1 protein-coding gene and 1 pseudogene are annotated in these 1,721 nt (G+C 56.8%); both read left to right on the forward strand.

Annotation, left to right across the window (positions count from 1 at the left end; genetic code table 11):
* Positions 1-1,520, forward strand: a 1,520-nt coding sequence (gene tssI, locus PSI15_RS17900) for a type VI secretion system tip protein TssI/VgrG (RefSeq protein ID WP_273584691.1), incomplete at its 5' end; no start/stop codon positions are given.
* Between the two features lie 15 nt (positions 1,521-1,535).
* Positions 1,536-1,721 (forward strand): annotated as a pseudogene (locus PSI15_RS17905) (DUF2169 family type VI secretion system accessory protein); the annotation flags it as partial.

Consider the following 1,721-nt stretch of genomic DNA (forward strand, 5'->3'; position numbering starts at 1 on the left):
TCATCACCACCCTCCTGAAAGAACATAAAATCCGCGATGTGACCTTCAGCCTGCGCCACCCTCACTCGGCGCGCGAATTCTGCGTGCAGTATCAGGAAAGCGACTTCGATTTCCTGCAACGGCTGACGGCCGAAGAAGGCATTTTCTACTTCTTCGAATGCAGTAACGGGCGCAACACGCTGGTCTTCGCCGACGACTGCGGTTCAGTGCCGCCGGGCATACGCCTGCCCTATCAGCCGGGTGAAAGCAGTACGCTGGGCGAACCGGCTGTCAACAGCCTGACCAGCAGCGCACAAATACGGCCGGCGCAGGTCCAGCTTAAGGATTACACCTTCAAGAACCCAGCTTGGCCGGCGGAATTTAGCCAGCAGATGCGGGATGAAAATCTGCAACAACTGTACTACGAGCACTACGATTACCCCGGCCGCTTCAAAGACGAAGCCCATGGCAAGGATTTTACCCGCTACCGGCTGGAGGCATTGCGCAGCGATGCGATGATGGGACAGGGCAGCGGCAATGCGATAGCCCTGCAGCCGGGCAAACTGTTTATCCTTACTAACCATTCACGGGCAGACCTGAACCAGTCATGGCAGACCGTTTCCACCAGTCACAGCGGCAGCCAGCCGGGTGCGCTGGAAACGGCAAGCGGCGGCGAGAGCGGTACCACGCTGCACAGCCACTTCTACTTTATCCGCCAGAATCAGAACTGGCGTCCGGCACTGCTGGCCAAACCGGTGATGGATGGCCCACAAATCGCTAAGGTGGTCGGCCCGGCCGGCGAAGAAATCTTCTGTGACCAATATGGGCGTGTACGCCTGCAATTTCCGTGGGATCGTTATGGCAAGAGCGACGACCAAAGCTCCTGCTGGATACGGGTCAGCCAGCCATGGGCAGGTCAGGGCTGGGGGATGCTGGCCATCCCGCGCATCGGCCAGGAGGTGGTGGTGGATTTCCTGCACGGCGACCCGGACCAGCCCATCGTCACCGGAAGAACCTACCATGCCAGCAATATCCCGCCGGGCAAACTGCCGGGCAGCAAAACCCAGATGGCACTGCGCTCCAAGACCCACAAGGGCGAGGGGTATAACGAACTGCTGTTTGAGGATGCCAAGGGCAGTGAGAAGCTGTCACTGCATGCTCAGAAAGACATGTACACCAAAGTACTCAACAACCGCGATACCCATGTGATCGCCAACCACACTGAGACCGTGGAGAAAAACCAGATCATCAAGATCAATGAGAACAAAGAGGAAACGGTCACGCTCAACAGCACGGAAACGGTGAAGGAGATGCGCAAACTGATCACCGGCAAGAACTACATTATCGAGGTCGGTGCACACAAGGCAGAGACCATCACCAATACCCTTTCCATCACCACCGGCGATGTGATTGAACTGAAATGTGGCGCAAGCGTCCTGCGCATGGACAGCAGCGGCAAAATTACCCTCAAGGGCAGTGAGTTCAAATTTGAGGCCAGCGGCCCGGTACAAATCACGGGTAAAGATATCGACCTGAACTAGAAAGGACGGATTGAGATGGAATTTCGTAACCTGACTCCCTTTGCGGTGATGAACTATGCCATGCTGGATGTGGAGGATGTGGAGCACCACGTGGCCGTGATGAAAATCGGCTACCAGTTACTGCCGGCCGGACAAGGGGAATACAGCGCTGAATTACTGCCCGCGCCGCCCCTGTGTTTACAGGATGAATACCGGGGGCAG

Source organism: Xenorhabdus sp. PR6a (assembly GCF_028599065.1).
Taxonomy (GTDB): Bacteria; Pseudomonadota; Gammaproteobacteria; order Enterobacterales; family Enterobacteriaceae; genus Xenorhabdus; species Xenorhabdus doucetiae.